The organism is Nonomuraea sp. KM88, from assembly GCF_052245635.1.
In the GTDB taxonomy this organism is placed as follows: domain Bacteria; phylum Actinomycetota; class Actinomycetes; order Streptosporangiales; family Streptosporangiaceae; genus Nonomuraea.
Genome location: NZ_JBQQCC010000011.1, coordinates 40,349 through 54,122, shown reverse-complemented (window position 1 = coordinate 54,122; position 13,774 = coordinate 40,349). Strand labels below are relative to the sequence as shown.

The 13,774-nt window shown below is 74.1% G+C and carries 14 protein-coding genes; 5 read left to right on the top strand and 9 right to left on the bottom strand.

The features are described from left to right. Nucleotides 1-114: 114 nt before the first annotated feature. The 4 genes from ACTWPV_RS29275 to ACTWPV_RS29260 all read left to right on the top strand — a co-directional run bounded on the left by ACTWPV_RS29275 (nucleotide 115) and on the right by ACTWPV_RS29260 (nucleotide 5,081). A complete protein-coding gene (locus ACTWPV_RS29275) occupies nucleotides 115-1,659 on the top strand; it encodes an alpha/beta fold hydrolase (protein WP_443154256.1) in 1,545 nt (514 codons plus the stop codon). 112 nt (nucleotides 1,660-1,771) lie between these two features. Next, on the top strand, nucleotides 1,772-2,542 hold the full coding sequence (locus tag ACTWPV_RS29270; protein WP_443154255.1) for a carotenoid biosynthesis protein: 771 nt from the start codon (nucleotides 1,772-1,774) through the stop codon (nucleotides 2,540-2,542). Next, nucleotides 2,530-3,969, top strand: a complete 1,440-nt coding sequence (locus ACTWPV_RS29265) for a phytoene desaturase family protein (protein ID WP_443154254.1) — start codon at nucleotides 2,530-2,532, stop codon at nucleotides 3,967-3,969. Before ACTWPV_RS29270 ends, ACTWPV_RS29265 begins: the two co-directional genes overlap by 13 nt. After that, a complete protein-coding gene (locus ACTWPV_RS29260; RefSeq protein WP_443154253.1) occupies nucleotides 3,966-5,081 on the top strand; it encodes a glycosyltransferase in 1,116 nt (371 codons plus the stop codon). Before ACTWPV_RS29265 ends, ACTWPV_RS29260 begins: the two co-directional genes overlap by 4 nt. Here the strand turns inward: ACTWPV_RS29260 and ACTWPV_RS29255 are convergent. Further along, the gene (locus ACTWPV_RS29255) at nucleotides 5,032-5,628 is read right to left on the bottom strand and encodes a glycerol-3-phosphate acyltransferase (RefSeq protein WP_443154252.1); all 597 of its coding nucleotides are present in this window, start codon (nucleotides 5,626-5,628) and stop codon (nucleotides 5,032-5,034) included. The genes ACTWPV_RS29260 and ACTWPV_RS29255 overlap by 50 nt on opposite strands. On the opposite strand from ACTWPV_RS29255, the gene ACTWPV_RS29250 reads away from it, so the two are divergent. After that, nucleotides 5,603-6,307: a spheroidene monooxygenase gene (locus tag ACTWPV_RS29250; protein WP_443154251.1), complete on the top strand. Its 705-nt coding sequence runs from the start codon at nucleotides 5,603-5,605 to the stop codon at nucleotides 6,305-6,307. The genes ACTWPV_RS29255 and ACTWPV_RS29250 overlap by 26 nt on opposite strands. Nucleotides 6,308-6,312: 5 nt before the next feature. Here the strand turns inward: ACTWPV_RS29250 and ACTWPV_RS29245 are convergent, their stop codons facing one another. The 8 genes from ACTWPV_RS29245 to ACTWPV_RS29210 form a co-directional block, all read right to left on the bottom strand. Continuing rightward, complete coding sequence (locus tag ACTWPV_RS29245) at nucleotides 6,313-7,284, bottom strand: phosphate acyltransferase (RefSeq protein WP_443154250.1); 972 nt, start codon at nucleotides 7,282-7,284, stop codon at nucleotides 6,313-6,315. Next, on the bottom strand, nucleotides 7,281-8,180 hold the full coding sequence (locus tag ACTWPV_RS29240) for a phytoene/squalene synthase family protein (RefSeq protein ID WP_443154249.1): 900 nt from the start codon (nucleotides 8,178-8,180) through the stop codon (nucleotides 7,281-7,283). The genes ACTWPV_RS29245 and ACTWPV_RS29240 overlap by 4 nt, the downstream gene beginning before the upstream one ends. Continuing rightward, a complete protein-coding gene (locus ACTWPV_RS29235) occupies nucleotides 8,177-9,634 on the bottom strand; it encodes a phytoene desaturase family protein (RefSeq protein WP_443154248.1) in 1,458 nt (485 codons plus the stop codon). The genes ACTWPV_RS29240 and ACTWPV_RS29235 overlap by 4 nt, the downstream gene beginning before the upstream one ends. Continuing rightward, on the bottom strand, nucleotides 9,631-10,668 hold the full coding sequence (locus ACTWPV_RS29230) for a polyprenyl synthetase family protein (protein ID WP_443154482.1): 1,038 nt from the start codon (nucleotides 10,666-10,668) through the stop codon (nucleotides 9,631-9,633). The genes ACTWPV_RS29235 and ACTWPV_RS29230 overlap by 4 nt, the downstream gene beginning before the upstream one ends. A 136-nt stretch (nucleotides 10,669-10,804) precedes the next feature. Further along, a complete protein-coding gene (locus ACTWPV_RS29225; RefSeq protein ID WP_443154247.1) occupies nucleotides 10,805-11,647 on the bottom strand; it encodes a phosphotransferase in 843 nt (280 codons plus the stop codon). Between the two features lie 48 nt (nucleotides 11,648-11,695). Further along, a complete protein-coding gene (locus ACTWPV_RS29220) occupies nucleotides 11,696-12,169 on the bottom strand; it encodes a lamin tail domain-containing protein (protein ID WP_443154246.1) in 474 nt (157 codons plus the stop codon). A gap of 316 nt (nucleotides 12,170-12,485) precedes the next feature. Further along, nucleotides 12,486-13,391, bottom strand: coding sequence for a cation diffusion facilitator family transporter (locus tag ACTWPV_RS29215; protein WP_443154245.1), 906 nt, complete (start codon nucleotides 13,389-13,391; stop codon nucleotides 12,486-12,488). Beyond that, nucleotides 13,391-13,771: an ArsR/SmtB family transcription factor gene (locus tag ACTWPV_RS29210; protein ID WP_443154244.1), complete on the bottom strand. Its 381-nt coding sequence runs from the start codon at nucleotides 13,769-13,771 to the stop codon at nucleotides 13,391-13,393. The genes ACTWPV_RS29215 and ACTWPV_RS29210 overlap by 1 nt, the downstream gene beginning before the upstream one ends. Nucleotides 13,772-13,774: the final 3 nt, after the last annotated feature.

Below are 13,774 nucleotides of genomic sequence, written 5' to 3'. Positions count from 1 at the left end.
GAAACGGCAGGGAAACAGGCGGCGGTGCATAAAGGAGCGGAACCGCAGAAGACCGGCATGTGCGGCCCTTCGCGTGCCCCGCCGGATCACCCTCCGCCGAAAGGACCTCGACCAGTGAACCGTGCGACAGCGGCCCGCGGGTTGTTCTCGGGAGCCCTGCTGATGAGCTCCCTCACGGTCGGCGTGCCCGCCGCCGCCGACTCCAAGCCCAAGCCCTCATCCATCACCTGGCAGAAATGTCAGGAGTTCTCGGACGAGGACCTCCGCAAGCAGGGCCTCAAGGAGAATCAGTTCGCCGAGTTCAGGCGGCTGCTCGCCCGTACGGACTGCGGCACGATCCGCGTCCCCCAGGACTACGGCGACCCGGACGGCAAGCAGATCACCGTGGCCCTGACCAGGTTGCGGGCCTCCGACCAGAAGAACCGCCTGGGCAGCATCGCGCTCAACCCGGGAGGGCCGGGCGGCTCCGGCTACCTGATGTCCATCAACCTCGCGATGAGGGGCGCCAAAGCACTCAACGAGCGCTACGACCTGATCGGGATCGACCCGCGCGGCATCGGCCGCAGCACCAAGGTCTCCTGCCCCGACATCCCGCGCGGCACGCCCGCGCCGGGACCGATCACCGAGGAGCACGCCAGGAAGGCCTACGCCGACATGGTCGCCTGGAGCAAGCAGTGCGTCCAGCGGGATCCCGCGTTCCTCAGGCAGCTCACCACCCCCAACGTGGCCCGTGACATCGACCGGATCCGCGCCGCCCTGGGCGAGCGTAAGATCAACTTCTACGGCGTCTCGTGGGGCACGTGGCTCGGCGCCGTCATGAGGACCATGTACCCCACCAGGGTGGGCCGGATGTGGCTGGACAGCGTGACCCCGCCCGACATCTGGAAGGGCTTCTGGACGAAGACCCACACCGACGCCGTCGACCGCAACTTCGAGCGCATGGCCGCCTGGATGGCCGAACGCGACGACACCTACGGCCTCGGCACCTCGAAGCGGCAGGTGGTCTCCGCGGTGGAGGACATGGTCAGGCGGTACGACGCCGAACCGCTGACCTTCACCGACATCGGCCTCACCGTGGACGGCGGGCTGATCTCCCGGGCCGCCGGCCGGCCCAGCGGCCAGTGGCCCGGGATGGCCCAGGTGCTCAAGGAACTCGCCGACGCCAAGGGCCCGGCCGCGCCCCCGGCGGTCAAGGAGGCGTTCGGCAAGCCGGGCGAGGGTGAGGGCGGAGGTGGGGACGGGGGGACTGACAAGACGGCCGGCCGTGCGTTCCACTGCAACGAGGATCCGACCGCGAGCGCGTTCCAGCCGAACTGGAAGGCCTACCAGCAGCGTCTCAAGCACTATCCGGTGACCGGCCGGACGGGCAACTTCGTGCACATGTGCGCGGGGTGGCCGTTGCCGGCGAAGACGCCGAAGGTGCGGCCCACCGGCGGCTCGCTGATCCTGTCGGGCCACCGCTACGAGACCGTGACACCGTACGAGTGGGCGCGCGCCATGCGCGCGGCCGTCGGCGGCACCCTGGTGACCGTCGACGACGACGTCCACGGCTCCGCCTCCCAGGTGCCCGGCTGCGCCGAGAAGATCGTCGCCTACTTCGAGACCGGCAGGCGCACCACCACGTGCCCGGGAAAGCCGGCCCCCGCCACGACCGGCTGACCCGCACCGCGCACGGAGCGAATCTTGTCCCGATGCTCGGACGGCCATGAGGCTCGCTTGGCACGCGTCCGGGCACGTAGATCGTGATTGCGGCCGCTCCGGAAGACAGCGTGTGGAACAGACGTCAGGCGAACGGGTGACGGGTGCGGCCCTGCGGCCGGCACGCGCGCTCGGCGTGCTGTCGCTGCTCGCCATGGTGACCTTGCAGGTGGCGTCCGGGCTGGACGCGCGGCCGGAGCGGTACACCGGGCCGATCGTGGTGCTGCTGGCGGCGTGTGCCGTGGCCTTCGCGGCCGACACGTGGGGGACGGCCAGGGCGGTGGCCGCGTTCGGCGCGGCGGTGCTCACCGGTTACGCGGCCGAGGTGGCCGGGGTGCTGACCGGATTCCCGTTCGGCGTCTACCGCTACAACGACGTGCTGTGGCCGCAGGTGGGCGGCGTCCCCGTCGTGGTGGCGCTGGCCTGGGGCGGCATGGGGCTGGCGGCGTACGCGGTGGCGGCCGCCGTCGCGCCGGCGGGGAGGTGGGCGCGGGCCGCCGCGGGCGCGGGCGCGCTGACGGCGTGGGACCTGTTCCTCGACCCGCAGATGGTCCGGCTCGGGATGTGGACGTGGGCCGAGGGCGGCGCGTACCGCGGCATCCCGCTGAGCAACTTCGCGGGCTGGCTGCTGGTGTCGGCGCTGGTCATGCTGGCCGTCGGACGCGTGTGCGGCGACGCCGGGCCAGGGCGGGGCCTGCTCGTGCTGTACACGGTCATGGCGGTGATGGAGACGGTCGCCTTCGCGGCGGTGTTCGAGCCCGCCGACCCGCTGGTGGCGGCGGCCGGAGGGATCACGATGGGCGTGTTCGCCGCGCTGGCCTGGAGGCGGTCATGGCAGAGGTGACGGTGATCGGCGGCGGCGTGGGCGGCATGGTGTGCGCGCTGCTGCTGGCCAGGCAGGGGCACGAGGTCCGGCTGTACGAGCAGTCCGCGCGGCTGGGCGGCAAGCTGGCCGAGCACCGCCGGGACGGGTTCGCCTTCTCCCTCGGGCCTTCGCTGCTCACCATGCCGGAGCTGTTCCGCGAGCTGGGGCTGCGGCGCGAGCTCGTCGAGCCGGAGCTCCTGTGCCGCTACCGGTTCGCCGACGGCACGGTGCTGGACGCGCCGCGAGACCCGGACCGGATGGCGGCCGAGGTGGAGCGGCTGGCTCCCGGAGAGGGACCGAGCTGGCGCGCCTTCCACGGCTGGGCGCGGGGCTGCCTGCGGGCCGCGCACCGGACGGTGTTCGCCGGGCCGCTTATCCGCCCGCCCGGCCAGGCCCGGCTGTCCGATCTGCTGGCCGTGGCGCCCGCGCGTACGCTGGACGGGCTGGCCCGCCGCTACTTCCGTGACCCCCGCCTGCGCCAGTACACCGGCCGCTACGCCACCTACGCCGGGTCGAGCCCGTACCTCGCGCCCGCCGCGCTGGGGTGCGTGCCGGCGCTGGAGCACGGGCAGGGTGTCTGGTATACGCCCGGCGGCCTGGCCCGGCTGGCCGACGACCTGGCCCTGCTGCTGAAAACGGCAGGTGTGCAGGTGTTCCTTTCGGAGCCGGTCGCCGCCGTCGAGGCCGGCGGTTCCCGGGTCACGGGGGTGCGGCTGGCGAGCGGAGAGCGCGTGCGCTCCGACGTCGTGGTGGCGAACACCGACGCCGCCGCCCTGTACGCGCGCCTGCTGCCGGACCGCCGGCGGCTGCGCCGCATCGCGCGGCTGGGGCGCTCGTCGTCCGCGCTGCTGCTGCTGGCCGGGGTGGAGGGGCGCACGCCGGGGCTGCCGCATCACTCGGTGCTGTTCTCGGCCGGCTACGAGCGGGAGTTCGCCGACATCTTCGAACGCGGGAGCCCGCCGCGCGACCCGACGATCTACGTCGGCTGCTCGGCCGTGGACGACCCCTCCCAGGCCCCGCGCGGCGCCGAGAACTGGACCGTGCTGGTCAACGTGCCCGCCCGCGACCCCGGCCGATGGCCGATCGGGGTGCCGGCGTACCGGGATCTCGTGCTGGAGCGGCTGGCCGAGCGCGGCCACGACCTGGCTGGTCGGCTGCGTTTCGTCGACGTCTTCACCCCTGCCGACCTGCGGGAACGCTACGGATCCTGGGGCGGCGCCATCTACGGGAGCGCCTGCAGGGGCAGGCTGGCGCCCTTCCTGCGCCCGGGCAACCGGGGGCCGCGCCGCGGCCTGTACCTGGTGGGCGGCTCGGTGCACCCGGGCGGCGGGCTGCCGATGGTGGCTCTGGGCGCGCGCATCGTGGCCGGGCTGGTGGCACGGGACCTCCCCGGGGGCGCGCCGTGAGGCCGCTCACCGCGGCCCAGATCGTCGCCGCCGCTGTCGTCGCCGCCAGGCTCGCGCGCGGCCGGCGGCGGCTGCCGCGGCTCCGGCCCCGCCTGGACGCCGGCACGACGATCTCCGTGGTGATCCCCGCCCGCGACGAGGCGGCCAGGATCGGACCGTGCCTGCGGGCCGTGCCGGCGGCGCCCGCCGTGACCGAGGTGATCGTCGTCGACGACGGCTCCCGCGACGGCACGGCCCGGGTGGCCGCGTCGCTGGGCGCCAAGGTCGTCACCGCGGGACCGCTGCCACCGGGATGGGTGGGCAAGCAGTGGGCGCTGCACCAGGGGATGGCCGCCGCCGCCGGCGAGGTCGTGGTGACGCTCGACGCCGACGCCCGGCCCGCGCCCGGCCTGTTCGGCGCGCTGGCGGCGGCTCTGGAGCGGTACGACCTGGTGAGCGCCGGTCCCCGGTTCGTCTGCGACGGCGTGCTGGAGCAGGCCCTGCACGCTTCCATGCTGGCCACGCTGGTCTACCGGTTCGGGCCCATCGGCCCGCCGAGCCCGCCGCCGCCGCGCCGCGTCGTCGCCAACGGCCAGTGCATGGCCTTCCGGCGGGCCCGGATGGCCGAAGTGGAGGGGTTCGCGCTCGTACGTGATCGCATGACCGACGATGTGGCGCTGGCCCGCTGCCTGGCCGGGCGAGGCTGGACGGTGGGCTTCCTGGACGCGGGCGGCCTGCTGGAGGTGGACATGCACGACTCGGTCCGCGAGCTGTGGCGGGAGTGGGGCCGTTCGCTGCCGCTGCGGGACGTGACCGGGCCCGGCCGGCAGGCGGCCGACCTGGCCGTCCTCTGGCTGACCGGGGCGCTGCCCGTGCTCCGGCTGGCCGCCGGACGCCCGGCCGCGCTGGACGTGGCGCTGCTGGGGATGCGGCTGCTGCTGGCCAGGGCGTTGCGGGGCAGCTATCGCGAACCGGGCGCGGGCGTGCTGCTGTCGCCGCTGCTCGACCCGGCGTCCGCGTTCCGGCTGACCCAGGCCACGCTGCGACCCGTCCGCGCGTGGCGTGGCCGCACGTACCCGCGCGTCAGCGGCGGCGGGCGGCCAGCGCGACCAGGCAGAAGCGCAGCCCGATGAGGCACATCAGCCCGCCGGTGGCCGCCACCACCTCCACGGGCGCGAACAGCAGTTGCAGCACCGGCACCGCGAACACCGCCAGGCGCGCCCCCGCGGCGAACGAGCGCAGCGCCAGCGCCGTCACGACCAGCACGGCCACCGCCAGCACGAACGCCGGCGGGCAGATGACCGCGACGCCGCCGGCGAAGGTGAGGACCGAGCGGCCGCCCCGGAAGGAGGCGAAGACCGGCCACGCGTGCCCGGCCATGGCCGCCGCCACCGCGAGGTACACCGGCACCACGCTCGGGCCCGACACCACGCCGAGCCCGGTGGTGTGGCCGCCGCTGACCAGCAGCCCCGCCAGGGCCGCCAGCGTGCCCTTCAGCGTGTCGCCGGCGAACACCGGCACGGCCGCCCGCCGCCCGAGCTCCTCCTTGACGTTCCAGTACCCCGGGTTGCGGTCGCCGACGTCACGCGGATCGACGCCGTGCCCGCCCGCCACCACGACCGCGACCGGCACCGAGCCGAGCAGGTAGCCGGCGGTGACCGCCACGAGCACCTCGACCATCGCCTCGTTCCACCTCGTCCGGTACGGCAGCGCGGGCGCCATGAAGCACATGGCCTTCGACCGGCCGCTGCTGCGGGGCGCCGGCGGGCTGCTGTTCTGGCGGCTGCTCGGCACCGGCCGGGGCCGCTCCATGTCGCTGGGAGCCGATCTGCGCCGGTGGGCGCTGTTCGCGGTCTGGCGCGGAGAGGACGACCTGGAGGAGTTCCTGCGCGTCTCGCCGATCGCCGCCCGCTGGCGTGCGGAGGCGTACGAGAGCTGGCACGCGCGGCTGGTCCCGCTGGCCTCGCGCGGCGCCTGGGCCGGGCGCGACCCCTTCGACGGCATGGCGGCCCGCCCCGACGGCGGGGGAGGGCCGGTGGCGGTGCTCACCAGGGCGTCCATCCGGCCCGGCCGCCTGGTCGCCTTCTACCGGTCGGTTCCGCCCGTCGACGACCTGCTCCGGCGGCAGGACGGCTGCCTGCGCTCGATCGGCATGGGGGAGTGGCCGCTGGCCCGGCAGGCGACGTTCTCGTTGTGGCGGGACCAGGAGGCGGTGCGTGCCTTCGCCTACCGGGACGGGGCACACCAGCGGGTCATCCGCCAGGTACGGGCGCACAACTGGTACGCCGAGGAGCTGTTCGCCCGCTTCGCCCCCTACGCCAGTGAAGGAACCTGGAACGGCGCCGACCCGCTGCGCTGAGCGGGTCATGTCACCCGCTCCGCCGCCGTCGCCTCGATGCCGGTCGCCGGTTCCGGCCCCGCCAGCGCGTACGCCACCACGCACGCCCTGGCGATCGTGGCGGCCGGCGACGAGCCGTGGGCGACGACGACGGTGCCGCGCAGGCCGAGCAGGGCGGCGCCGCCATGGGTCTCAGGGTCGTAGCGGCGGGCCACCTTCGCGAGCTGCCGCGGGGAGGCGATGCCGGCCTGGGCGACCATGGTCAGCGCCGTGCGTACGCACCCTTCGACGTTCTTCAGCACGACGTTGCCGGTGAACCCGTCGGTGACGATCACGTCCACGGTGCCGGCCAGCACGTCATGGCCCTCGACGTTGCCGTGGAAGCGCAGCGGCAGGGCGGCGAGCAGCTCCCCGGCCTGGCGGGTCAGCCGGTTGCCCTTGCCCGGCTCCGACCCGATCGACAACAACCCCACGATCGGGTCGGGGCGGCCGAGCACGGCTCGCGCGTACCCGGCGCCCAGCTGCGCGAACTCGGCCATCATGGCCGGGCTCGGATCGGCTGTCGCGCCGGCGTCCACCAGCACGCTCGCGCCGCCCCGCAGCGACGGCAGCGCCACCGCCAGCGCGGGCCGCAGCACGCCGGACCGTCCGATGCCGCGCACCGCGCAGGAGACCACCGCGCCAGTGGATCCCGCGGACACCAGCGCCCCGCCGTGGCCCCGGCCGACCAGCTCGCAGCCGACCGCGAGGCTGGAGGTCGCCAGCGCCGTGGCGGCGGGGCCGCGCTCGGCCATCGGGACGGCGTCGTCGGCGTGCACGACCGCGAGCTCGCCCGCGGCGCCGTGCCTGCGCAGCTCCCCGGTCACGCGCGCTTCGTCGCCGACCAGGATGACCGGCACCTTGTGCGCGCGCCACGCCGCCACCGCACCGGCGACCGTCTCCGCCGGTCCGTGGTCGCCGCCCATCGCGTCCAGGACCACCGGGCGCACGGCTGTCACGGGAGTTCCACGCGGACGCGGCGCTCGGTCCTGCCCGCCTCGGCGGAGGCCAGCAGGTGGCGGGCGAACACGGCCGCCTGCCGCCGGCGCGGCACCCGTACGCGGCCGGCCAGGACCTCGAACCCGCCGCGCTCGATCTCGTCGAGGATGCCGCCGTAGAGATCGACGGCGGCGCGTACGCAGGGCCGTGACGAGGCGACGAGCAGGCCGATGCCGCCGGCGGCGGCGCGGTAGTGCTCGCGGGCGCGCCCGGCCTCGAAGGCCAGCAGCCGCCTTACGGCCCGTCCGGTGCGGGCGGCGCCCAGCTCGCCCGGCTCGACGCCGAACTTGCCGAGGTCCTCCATCGGCAGGTAGACCCGGCCGCGGGCGAAGTCCTCGCCGACGTCACGCAGGAAGTTGGTGAGCTGGAAGGCCAGGCCGAGCTGGCGGGCGGGCTCGCGGGCCGCCTCTTCGCAGCCCGGCGCCGGCTCCAGCACCGGCAGCATCATCGTGCCGATGGCGGCGGCCGATCCGGCCATGTAGCCGAGCAGGTCGTCGTAGGTGGCGTACCGGGTGACCGACAGGTCCGCCCGCATCGAGGCGAGGAAGGCGGCGATGTCGTCGTGGTCGATGCCGAAGGAGTTGACGGTGTGCAGCAGCGCCGGCAGCACCGGATCGTCCTGTCTGGCCCCGGTGAGCCCGGCCTCGACCCTGGCGCACAGCCCGTCGAGCGCTCGGGACCGGTCGGCGGTCATGGTGAACGAGTCGACGATCTCGTCGGCGTAGCGGGCGAAACCGTACAGCGCGTGCACGTGCCGCCGCTTCCACTGCGGCAGCAGCCGGGTGGCGAGGTAGTAGGAGCGGCCGTAGCGGGCGTGGAGTCGCCGGCACCGTTCGTAGCTGGCGGTGAGCGTCAACGGGCCTCCTTGACGATGCGTTCGGCGGCGAGCCGGCCGGAGATCAGCACCGTGGGCACCCCGACACCGGGTGCGGTGTACATGCCGGCGAAGTGCAGCCCGGGCACCCGCCGGGCGACGGCGGAGGGGCGCAGCCAGGCCGTCTGGGTGAAGCGGTGGTCCAGCGCGAACGGCGTGCCCGCGCTGTGCCCGCGCGCCGCCCAGGCGGGCGGGTCCACCACCAGCCGGGGCGCGCCCGCGAGGTCGCCGTAGCCGAGCGTGGCCAGGCGGCCGAGCAGCCGCGCCTCGAGCTCCGGGCGCAGCCGGCCCCAGTCGGCGACGCGCTGCAGGTTGGGCGCCGGTTCGAGGACGCTGAGCGTGGCGTGCCCGTCGGGCGCCGCGTCGCCGTCCGGTTCCGGGCAGGTGACCAGCAGGCTCGGGTCCGGCTGTGGCCGGCCCGCCGCCAGCGCGGTGAACGTCTCCTCCCAGGCCCGCCCGAAGTGCAGCGTGTGGTGCGCCTGGCCGGCCGGTGGGCGGTCCAGGCCGGCGTGCATCACCAGGCAGGAGGGGGAGTGGCGGGGGCGGCGCAGCCGCCAGTCGTCCGCCCGTGCGGGCAGCAGCCTCTGGGCCGCCAGCCGGTCGCAGGCCACGACCACCTGCCTGGCGGGCAGCCGTTCGCCGCCCTCCAGCAGCACCCCGGTGACGCCGTCGGCGTCCGTCCCGACCTCGCGAGCGCGCACGCCGTAGCGGATGCCCGCGCCCAGCTTCTCCAGCAGGGCCGCCATGGCGGCCGGTATGGCGTGCATGCCGCCGCGTTCGGGAAAGAACACGCCGCCGACGGTGTCCATGTGCGCGATCACGGCGTAGATGCCCAGCGCGTGCTGCGGCGACAGGCCCACGTACAGCGCCTGGAACGTGTGCGCCCTGATCAGCCGCTGGTCCGTCAGATGGTGGGCGGCCAGGCGGTCCAGCCGGCGAAAGCCGCCCAGCCCGGCCAGCCGGAGCAGCGCAGCCGGCCGGGCCAGGCCGCGCAACCTGGTCATGTCGGCGTTGATGAACGCCGGCCACTCGATCCGGAAGAGCTCGCCGAGCAGCCGCCGGTAGCGCTCGTAGCGCGCCGCCTCCGCGGGCCCGCACACCATCCGCACCTGCTCGGTCATCGCCTCGCGCTCGGGCAGCATGTCCAGCCGCGACCCGTCGTCGAAGACGAGCCGGTAGGACGGTTCGAGGCGGCGCAGCGGCAACCAGCGCCGCAGCTCCTCACCGGCCGCGCCGAAGACCTCGGCGAGCACGCCGGGCATGGTCAGCACGGACGGGCCGGCGTCGAACCGGTACGCCCCGACGCGGGTGGTGCCGCAGCAGCCCCCGGGCTCGTCGAGAGCCTCGACCACGGTGACCTCGCGGCCGGCCGCGGCCAGGTGGACGGCCGCCGCCAGGCCGCCGAGACCGGCTCCGACGACCACGACAGGACTCATCCGGGGGCTCCCGCGGCGCACAGGGCCGCCAGCTCGACCAGAGCCTGCCTGGCCTCGGGCGGGATGCCGGGCGGCTCGTCCAGCGCCGCGACCGCCTCGCCGGCGAGCGCGGCGATGCGCTGCTCCGCCGCGTCCAGCGCGCCGCACTCGACGATCAGCCTGCGCGCCGCCGCCACGCCGCGCTGATCGGTGACGCCGTCCAGGACCGGGCTCCCGGTCCGCCGGCGGGCGACGGCGAGCAGGTAGGTCGCCTTGCCCTGGAGCAGGTCGGCCCCGGCGGGCTTACCGGTGCTGGCCGGGTCGCCGAACACGCCGTTGACGTCGTCCCTGAGCTGGAACGCCTCCCCCAGCGGCAGCGCGTACGCGCTCAGCAGCCGCAGCGTGCCCGGGCAGCCGCCCGCGACGGCGTGCCCGAGGTGCAGGGGCCGCTCCACGGTGTACTTGGCCGACTTGTAGAGGGAGATGAGCCTGGCCTGCTCGTCGTCGCCGTTGCCGCCGGGCGCGCGGGCCAGGTCGAGGTACTGCCCGCAGATCGTTTCCACGCGCAGCCGGGTGAGGACGTCGAGCGCGGCCTCCAGACGCGGACCCGTCTCGAGGAGGACCGCATCGGCCCAGCTCAGGGCCAGCAGCGCGAGCAACGTCGCAGCCGACTCGCCGAACCGGCCGGCGTCGCCCCGCCGTCCCGACCGCCGGTGCAGGCCGGCCAGCGCGACGTGTGCCGCCGCCCGGCCGCGCCGCGTGTCCGCCTCGTCCATCACGTCGTCGAGCAGCAGCGCCGCGGCGTGTACGAGCTCCATGGCGCACGCCGCGGGCAGCACCTCCTCAGGTCGCCCGCCGCCGGCGGCCCGGTAGCCCCAGTAGACGAACGCGGGCCGCAACCGCTTGCCGCCCTCCAGGACGAACGCCACCAGGAGCTCGCGCACCAGGTCGACGTCCGGGCCGTCCAGGAAGTCGAGCCGCCCCACCTGCTCGTCAAGCAGCCGCGCCAGGTGCCGGTCGATCAGCTCGCGCACCTGGCCGGCCTGCGAGGTCACCGTGTCCAATTCACGCAGCTCCTTCTGTCGCCGTACACGCTTTCGCAGGAGGAGCGGACCTGGTTGCACACGATCCGGAATGCTTCTTTACGGTAACCACCGGACACTGGATCCCAAACGGGACACGCCCAGGGTGTCAGGCGTTCCTGTCGAGCCAGGCGACGATGCTGCGCACGAACGCGTCGACGTTGATCAGCGGGCGGCCGTCGAGGATCCCGATGAGATGCCCGACACCGAAGGGCGCATCGTAGACGCGGGCGCGCCGGTACGTCTCCGGATCCACCGCCCGCCTGACGTTGTCCCAGCCGTGCCAGGCCATCAGAGCCGCGTCGATGGCGGGATCGAACAGATGGGCCTGGTCCCAGTCCAGGACGCCGAGCAGCCGACCGTCCGGGCTCCAGTGCACGTTGGAGGCCCCGAGGTCGCCGTGGACCAGCACATCGGGCACGGCCTCCAGGTCCCGCGCCGCCTCCAGCCGCCTGCGGCACTCGTCCCTCCATCTGCCGGGCAGGTGCGGGACGACGTGCTCGGCCAGGGCCTCGGCCCAGCCCTTCTCCCGGGGGGCGTTGAGCAGCCGCCGCAGGCGTGGGGTGACGGTGGCCTCGCGCACGGCGCGCAGCAGCCTTCCGATCTGCTCGGGGTCGCCCTGCCCCTCGGCCTGCGGCTCACCGTCGATCCACGAGACGGCGGCCGCCGTACGTTCGCCGAACCTGGTGACGGGGGTGAGCGGCTCCGGCACCGCGAAGGGCAGCCCCGCGTTGGCGATCTCCCGCAGCGCCTCCATCCGCCGCGGCATCTCCTGCGCCGAGAGCGGGGTCTTGGTCACCCGTACGGCCGCCGTTCCCGGCAGGAGGACGACGTGATGGAGGTTGCCCTCGGTGAGCCGGGCCGAGCCGAGGGAGTGGCCGGGGAGCAGGGCGCCGGCGATCTCCAGCAGTTCGCCGGCGCTCGGAGCGGCGGGCGCGGGTTTCACGGTCATGCCGTGAACAGTACGGCCGGGCCCTCCGGGATGAACCTCGCGGTCAGGTCAGCAGATCTTGTACGCCTGCCGCGTCGAGTTGTACGAGCAGGAGTCGACCAGCTTCCCGGACGCGTTCCGCAGGTAGGCGGCGTCGCTGGTCTGGTTCCAGATGTAGGCCAGAGTCCCGCCGCTCCTGCCCCAGTAGCGGGTGGTGGTGGTGTTCTTGCCCCTGCCGGTCCGCAGGGTGACCGTTTTGCCGGCCCTGAGGGTGAGCCTGCCGAAGGTGTAGATGTGATCGTCCCGCCGGGTCCTGTCCCGGACGGTCCAGCCGGCGAGGTTGACGGCCTTCCTGGTCATGTTCTTGATCTGCACGTACTCGCCGTTCAGGCTGCTGTTCGCGCCGGAGTCCGGCGATCCCGGCGAGTCGTAGTAGATCTTGGTGATCTGGACGGCCGGGGCGGCCGCGTACGCGGGCTGGGCGGCGACGGCCGCGGACGCGGCTAACAGGGCGGCAGCGGTCAGCAGGGATCCGATACGCACAGGGACACTCCTGAGGTGTGAGACATGATCTGGATCGATGGTATTGTTGGGAGTCGGATCCGTATGGACCGTTCCCATATCGGTTGGGTGTCCGTTGCGCAGCCGAGCACGACCATCGGTGCCGCGCCCGTCGTGCTGCGCCGCACCACCGGTGACCAGCTCTGCGCGGCCGCCCCCAAGCGTTACGGCAGACCCTCGTCGCCGACGGCCGTGACCCGCACCGGGCGCTGCGGTGGCCGGGATGGACACCACCGCTGCGGTGGCGGCGCCGGGTTGCAGCGGGAACGGCCTATGGATCGCCGGGGCCTGTGGTGGTTCACCAGCCCAGTTCGTCGCAGCCGCGGTGGTCGGCCGGTTCCACCTGCAGCGTGGCGTGGGCCACGCCGTGGCGGCGGCGCAGCAGGTCGCGGGCCTGGTCCAGGACGGCGTGGTTGTCGCTCAGGTCCGCGGTGACCAGGTGGGCGGTGGCCACGTTCATGCCGGAGGTCAGTGTCCACAGGTGCAGGTCGTGCACGTCGCGGACGCCCGCGATGGCGGCCAGGTCCTTGGCCACGGCACCGGCGTCGAGGCCCTCGGGCACGTGCTGGCCGAGCACGGCGAAGACTTGCCGTCCGAGGGAGATGGCGCGCACGGCGACGAAGACGCCGATGGCCAGGGCGACGAAGGTGTCCCAGAACGGCTGGCCGGTGACGGACACCAGCCAGCCGGCTGCGATGACGCCGACCGAACCGGCGGTGTCGGCCACGACCTCGAGGTAGGCGCCTTTGACGTTGAGGCTTTCGCCGGCTCCCGAGCGCAGCAGGAGCAGGGCCACGAGGTTGACGGCCAGGCCGATGGCGCCGACGACGAGCATGGGGCCGGAGGAGACCTCGGTGCCGCCGCCGATGCGGCCGATGGCTTCGATGACGACGTAGAGCGCGACGCCGAGCATCATGATCACGGCCAGTAGGGAGGCGAAGGTCTCGGCCCGGTAGGAGCCGTAACTGCGCCGGCCGGTGGTGTCCGGGCGGGTGGCGATCCTGGTGGCGACCAGGGCGGCGCCGAGGGTGACGACGTCGGCGGCCATGTGCCCGGCGTCCGAGAGCAGTGCCAGCGAGCCCGAGATGAGGCCGTAGGTCAGCTCGATGACGAAGTAGGCGCCGATCAGGGCGAAGGAGACCGCCAGCCGCCATCGGTGGCGGCTTCCCGCGTGCCCGTGTCCGTGTCCGTGTCCGGTGCCCATTACGGGGTTCGGTCGCGCTCGGGGTGGATGGCGTCGGTGTGTTCGGTGTGGGCGAGTGCCAGGTCGAGCAGCATCCGTACGTGCGGGTCCTCCAGCCGGTAGTAGGCCATCCGGCCGGAGCGGCGGGCGGCCACGATGCGGTGCGCGCGCAGCAGTCGCAGGGCGTGGGAGACGGCGGACTCGCTCTGGCCGGTCACCGCCGCGAGGTCGCAGACGCACAGCTCGCCGTCCAGCAGCGCTACCAGGAGCCGCAGCCGGTTGGGGTCCGACAGCAGGCCGAACACGTCGGCCGTGTCGGTCAGGTCCTCGGCAGGGGGCATCCGTTCGCGTACGGCGGTCACGCGGTCGGCGTCGACCACCTTGACGGTGCAGCCGTCCACGAT

Coding starts and splice junctions, on each gene's coding strand:
- ACTWPV_RS29265 (WP_443154254.1), top strand. CDS start 2,530: ATGGCAGAGGTGACGGTGATCGGCGGCGGCGTGGGCGGCATGGTGTGC.
- ACTWPV_RS29255 (WP_443154252.1), bottom strand. CDS start 5,628: ATGGTCGAGGTGCTCGTGGCGGTCACCGCCGGCTACCTGCTCGGCTCG.
- ACTWPV_RS29235 (WP_443154248.1), bottom strand. CDS start 9,634: ATGAGTCCTGTCGTGGTCGTCGGAGCCGGTCTCGGCGGCCTGGCGGCG.
- ACTWPV_RS29225 (WP_443154247.1), bottom strand. CDS start 11,647: ATGACCGTGAAACCCGCGCCCGCCGCTCCGAGCGCCGGCGAACTGCTG.
- ACTWPV_RS29215 (WP_443154245.1), bottom strand. CDS start 13,391: ATGGGCACCGGACACGGACACGGACACGGGCACGCGGGAAGCCGCCAC.